Annotated in this window: 4 protein-coding genes; 1 reads left to right on the top strand and 3 read right to left on the bottom strand. The window is 64.6% G+C overall.

Annotated elements, in window-relative coordinates; genetic code table 11:
* Window positions 1-234: 234 nt before the first annotated feature.
* On the top strand, window positions 235-1,173 hold the full coding sequence (locus EN745_RS29755; protein WP_126058715.1) for a diacylglycerol kinase family protein: 939 nt from the start codon (window positions 235-237) through the stop codon (window positions 1,171-1,173).
* A gap of 92 nt (window positions 1,174-1,265) precedes the next feature.
* Here EN745_RS29755 and EN745_RS29750 read toward each other — a convergent pair whose 3' ends face one another.
* Genes EN745_RS29750 through EN745_RS29740 form a run of 3 tightly spaced genes read right to left on the bottom strand, consistent with a single transcriptional unit; the run spans window position 1,266 to window position 5,010 of the window.
* A complete protein-coding gene (locus tag EN745_RS29750) occupies window positions 1,266-2,189 on the bottom strand; it encodes an NAD(P)-dependent oxidoreductase (RefSeq protein WP_126058716.1) in 924 nt (307 codons plus the stop codon).
* Window positions 2,186-3,397: a mandelate racemase/muconate lactonizing enzyme family protein gene (locus EN745_RS29745; RefSeq protein WP_127422893.1), complete on the bottom strand. Its 1,212-nt coding sequence runs from the start codon at window positions 3,395-3,397 to the stop codon at window positions 2,186-2,188. The genes EN745_RS29750 and EN745_RS29745 overlap by 4 nt, the downstream gene beginning before the upstream one ends.
* Entirely contained in the window at window positions 3,394-5,010 is a 1,617-nt protein-coding gene (locus EN745_RS29740) for a GMC family oxidoreductase N-terminal domain-containing protein (RefSeq protein WP_127422892.1), read from the bottom strand. The genes EN745_RS29745 and EN745_RS29740 overlap by 4 nt, the downstream gene beginning before the upstream one ends.
* Between the last annotated feature and the right edge of the window lie 43 nt (window positions 5,011-5,053).

Here is a 5,053-nt window from a genome sequence, read left to right as displayed (position 1 = left end):
CGATGATCCGGTATTGGCGGACATTCGGCGCTTGCCCCGCAAGGCGGCGCGGGCTTCAATACCGGCAAAGGATTCCAGGCGCAAGCGCTCCTGACATTCCTAGATCCGGATGACGTTTCGTTGAATCGCCGTCCTGATCCAATTCTTTGTTGGAGCATGATCTTTCCGAAAACCGGTTCCCACTTTTTGCTACGCTGACCTATCGGTTCGGGATCATGCTCTTGGGGAGGTTGCTTGAAGGTCGGGGTGGTTCTCAATCCGATTGCCGGTGGCGGCCGGCTGAAGCGGCACTGGCCGGAGGTCAGCGCTTCGCTGAAGGAGCATTTTGGTGGCTATGAGCTGCGCGAGACGCAGGCCGAAGGCGATGCCGAAAGGCTGGCGCTCGACCTCGCCGCCAGCGGCTTCGACCTGGTCATCGCAGCGGGCGGCGATGGAACGGCCAGCGAAACGGCGGACGGGCTGCTGCAGGCATTCGACGAAACCGGCCGGGTATGCGAGCTCGGCCTCTTGCCCTGCGGCACCGGCATCGACTTTGCCCGCGGGCTCGGCCTGCCGCGCGACATCGATGCCACGCTGAAGCACATCGCCGAAGCCAAGCCGCGCAAGATCGATGCCGGGCGCATCTGTTACATCGACGATCATGGCGCGCTGGCCAGCCGCCATTTTATCAACATTGCCAGCCTTGGGCTTTCAGGGGCGACCGACCGCGCGGTCAATGCCGACAAGCGCAAGGGCAAGGTCTCTGCCAAGGCGCTGTTCTTCTGGCGCACCGTGGTGGAGTTCATGCGCTACCGCTTCCAGGACGTCAGGATCACTGTCGATGACGGCCGGCCGGTCGAAGCGCGGATGGCGCTGGTGGCGGTGGCCAACGGAAAGTTCTTCGGCGGCGGCATGATGATCGCGCCCGACGCGGAACTCGGCGACGGCGCCTTCGACATCGTAATCCTGCGTGCGGCGAGCAAGCTGAGGCTGATCTGGGACATCCGGCTGCTCTATGGCGGACGGCACCGCAACCATCCGGCGATCACCATCCTGCGCGGCAAGAAAGTGGTTGTCGAACCGCTCGGCGATGTGGAAAAGAACGGCGCGCTGGTCGACATAGATGGTGAGTCGCCGGGCCGGATACCGGCGACGTTCGAGATCCTGCCCGAAGCGCTGACGCTCAGATACTGAATCAAGACGTTGAGAAACTGATTCAGGCGGTTGCCGGCCTTGTTCTGGCGAGCCGCCCAAATCGCTGAAATCGCTTGTAAAGTTTAGCCGCCTCAGATTTCAAGCTTGGACGGGAATCCGGGCGCGCGCAGATCGGTGCCGACTGCCTCCTCGAGCAGCTTGACGATCTGCGTCGACCAGGCGCCACCGCCATAGGCTTCCTTGCCTTGCTCGAAGATCGCGTTGACGCGGGCGGCGAGATCAAGCGGCACGCCGAAATCCTTGCCCATACGAAGCGCGAAGCCGAGGTCCTTCAGCGCCAGGTCCATGGTGAAGCCAATATCGTAGGATCCGTTGAGCACCAGCTGGCTTTCGGTCTCGTGGACGAAGCTGTTGCCGGAGGAGGCGACGATGGCGTGGTAGGCCTGGGCGAGGTCCAGCCCGCCCTGCTTGGCCAGCATCAGCGCCTCGCCGGCGGCGACAAGATGGATGAAAGCCAGCATGTTGGTGATGACCTTGATCACTGCCGCCGAGCCGATCGGACCCATCAGGAAGGATTTTGCGCACATCGCCTCGATGGCCGGCCGGTGCCGCTCGTAAAGCACGGCATCACCACCGACCAAGGCCGTGATCCTGCCTGCCGCCGCCAGATGCACGCCGCCGGTGACCGGACATTCGAGCGTCTCGATGCCCCTGGCTGAGGCCAGTGCCGCGAGCCGCACAATCTCGTCGCGGCCGTTGGTCGACATCTCGATCCAGGTGCCGTCCTTCGGCAGACCTTCGAGCAATCCGCCGGGACCGGCGAGCACTGTCTCGCTGACCTTGGGCGAGGGCAGGCAGGTGACGGCATTGCCGGCGCGGGCGGCGGCCTCGGCCGGGCTGCTCGCGGCATTGGCGCCGAGCCCAACCAGACGCTCGACGGTTGCCGGGTCGCGGTCGAAGACGGTGACGGCAAAGCCGTCGCGGACCAGGCTGGCGGCGAGGTGGCCGCCAAGATGGCCAAGGCCGATGAAGGCGTAAGCGGGCCGCGCGGTCACGGCATCAACGGCGTCTGCATCATCTGCAGATGCAGTTCCTTGCCGCTGTAGGGATGCGCGTCGCAGACCGCCTCATTGAGCTCGACGCCGAGGCCGGGCTCCTTCGACGGGATGACGTTGCCATCCTGCCACTCGATCTTCTTCTTCAGCAACGTGGCGTGAAAACCGTCCCATTGCTTCAGCGATTCCAGGATCAGGAAGTTCGACAGCGTCACGGCCAACTGGATGTTGGCGGCGCCGACGATCGGCCCGCAATAACAGTGCGGCGCGACCTGGATGTGGTAGGCCTCGGCCATGGCGGCGATCTTCTTGGTTTCCAGTATGCCGCCGGAGCGGCCAAGGTCCGGCTGCAAGATGGTCGCGGCGCGGTTCTCGATGACGCGAGCGAACTCGAACTTGGTCGTCAGCCGCTCGCCGGTGGCAATCGGGATCGACGTACCGCGCGCCACCTGCGCCATCACCTCGGGCATGTCGGGCGGCACCGGCTCCTCGAACCATAGCGGGTCATAGGGCTCGATGGCGCGGGCAAGCCGCAGCGCGCCCGAAGCGGTGAATTGGCCATGTGTGCCGAACAGGATGTCCGCCCTGTTTCCGACGGCCTCGCGGATCGCCTTCACCATACGGGCAGAGAGGTCGATGTCGATTAGGCGCGGCTGGTGGCCGTCGAAGGCGGTGTAGGGGCCGGCCGGGTCGAGCTTGACGGCGTTGAAGCCCTGCTCGACATATTCGAGCGCGCAGGCGGCGGCCATCTCCGGGTCGTTGTAGACATTCTTGCCGCGCGCGTCCTCGGAATGGACGCTGCCAGTGTGCGGGTAGAGGTAGGTGTAGGAGCGCAGCGTCTCGTGCACCTGGCCGCCGAGCAATTTGTAGACCGGCTTGTCGGCTTCCTTGCCGATGATGTCCCAGCAGGCCATTTCCAGCGCCGAGAAACAGCCCATGCCGGAAACGTCCGGGCGCTGGGTGAAGCCGGAGGAATAGATGCGGCGGAAGAGGTTCTCGATATCGTGCGGATCGCGGCCGACAAGATAACGCTCGGCCATGTCCTCGATCATCCTGGCGGTGACGTGGCCGGAGAAGGTGGCGTTGTAGGCCTCGCCATAGCCGACCACGCCGCCATCGGTGGTGAGCTTGACGAAGATGAAATACTTGCCGCCGATGCCGGGCGGCGGGTTGCCGACAACCCAGGTCTTGACGTCGGTGATCTTCATTTCTGATCCTCCAGAACCAGTTCGGCGCCCTTCCATCCGGTGAGGATCGAGGCGGCGTTGGTGTTGCCGGTGATGTTGTCGGGAAAGATCGAGGCGTCGATGACGCGCAGGCCGGCAATCCCGTGCACCCTGAGGCGCGGATCGACGACGGCGCGCGCGGCGTCCGGCCCCATGCGGCAGGTCGAGACCGGATGGTAGACGGTGCCCGAGCGCTTCCTGAAATCCTGAATCAGGTCGGCGTCGGAAGTGATTGACGGACCGGGCAAAACCTCTTCCTCGATGATCTCGGCCATCGCCGGCATCGCGGCGATCTTGCGCACGAACTTCACCGCCGCCAGCATCTCGTCGACATCGGCGTTGGTCGAATAGGCATTGGGCGTGATCCGCGGATAGTCGCGCGGATTGCTCGAGCGGATCATGATCTCGCCGCGGCTCGACGGGCGGCAGTTGGAAAGGCCGATCGAGAAGCCGGGCCACGCGTCGGGGGTCAGGATCGGGCGCTCACCGCTCTTCGGAATGACGGTGGAGAAGGCCTGGAAATAGAGCTGCATGTTCGGCCGCGCCAGGGTCGGGTCGGTGCGGAAGAAACCGCCGGCATTGTTCATCGACAGCGACAGCGGCCCGGACCGGAACAGGATGTACTGCATGCCGACCATGAGCTTGCCCCACCAGGGGCGCAGGATCTGGTTCAGCGTCGGCAGCCTGCCCTTGAACGTGTAGTTGATGCCGACATGGTCCTGCAGGTTCGCGCCGACATTCTCGTTGGCGTGGATGAGCGGAATGCCGAGGTCTCCGAGCAGCGCCGACGGGCCGACACCGGAGAGCTGCAGCAGCTGCGGCGAGTTGATGGAGCCGCCGGACAGGATGACCTCACGGCCAACGTGCGCGGTCCTGGTCTCGCCGTTCTGCTGATATTCGACACCGACGGCGCGCTTGCCCTCGAACACGATTTTCGTCGCCAGCGCGTTTGTCTCGACGCGGATATTTTTTCTCCGCATCGCCGGGCGCAGGAAGGCGCGGGCGGTCGACATGCGGCGGCCGTCCTTGGTGGTGATCTGATAGATGCCGACGCCTTCCTGGGAGGCGCCGTTGAAGTCCGGATTGAACGGCAGGCCGGCCTGTTGGGCGGCCGCCAGGTAGCGCTTCGTCAGCGGATGCACCGCGTCCGAGCAATCGGTGATGCGCAACGGGCCGCCGACACCGCGCCACTGGTTGGCGCCGGCTTCATTGTCCTCCAGCGCCTTGAAGGCGGGGAGCAGGTCGTCGTAGCTCCAACCTGGATTGCCGGCGGCTGCCCAGGCGTCGAAATCCTCGCGCGCGCCCCTGATATACACCATGGCGTTGATCGAGCTTGACCCGCCGAGCAGCTTGCCGCGCGGCCAGTGGTCGGCGTTTCCGCCAAGGCCAGGATCGGGCTCCGCTTTATAGTTCCAGTTGACGGCCGGGTCGAAGAAGGTCTTGCCGTAGCCGAGCGGCATCTGGACGTAGAAGCGGCGGTCGGTGCCGCCGGCCTCCAGCACCAGGACCGAGAAACGGCCCGATGCCGACAGTCTTTCGGCAAGCACCGAACCGGCCGAGCCGGAGCCGACGATGATGAAATCATAGGTCTGCATGACTGGTCTGTGCGGCTCCGGAAATCTGGCCGCAGCCTAGACG

Origin of the sequence: Mesorhizobium sp. M4A.F.Ca.ET.022.05.2.1 (assembly GCF_003998845.1) — a bacterium.
Classification (GTDB): Bacteria; Pseudomonadota; Alphaproteobacteria; order Rhizobiales; family Rhizobiaceae; genus Mesorhizobium.
This window is presented reverse-complemented; position numbering and strand designations above follow the sequence as displayed.

What these genes read in the sequence shown, in the direction of transcription:
- EN745_RS29745 (WP_127422893.1), bottom strand. Translation starts at nt 3,397, where the DNA reads ATGAAGATCACCGACGTCAAGACCTGGGTTGTCGGCAACCCGCCGCCC.
- EN745_RS29740 (WP_127422892.1), bottom strand. Translation starts at nt 5,010, where the DNA reads ATGCAGACCTATGATTTCATCATCGTCGGCTCCGGCTCGGCCGGTTCG.